The 248-nt window shown below is 35.9% G+C and carries 1 pseudogene; it reads left to right on the plus strand.

From position 1 onward, the window contains the following. Positions 1–248: pseudogene (locus SB660_RS22695) on the plus strand (flagellar type III secretion system pore protein FliP); the annotation flags it as partial.

Here is a 248-nt window from a genome sequence, read left to right on the forward strand (position 1 = left end):
CTGGCGCTGTTTATGAATTACGCGAAAATGGATAAACCTGAATCATTAAAGGATATTCCGTTAACAACAATGGTTCCGGCTTTTGCCATATCGGAGCTTAAAACAGCATTTCAAATAGGTTTTATGATTTTTATCCCTTTTTTAATTATAGATATGGTAGTGGCGAGCGTCTTGATGTCAATGGGAATGATGATGCTGCCTCCAGTTATGATTTCTCTGCCCTTTAAAATATTACTTTTTGTTTTGGT

This window comes from Bacillus sp. SIMBA_005 (assembly GCF_046535585.1).
Classification (GTDB): domain Bacteria; phylum Bacillota; class Bacilli; order Bacillales; family Bacillaceae; genus Bacillus; species Bacillus pumilus.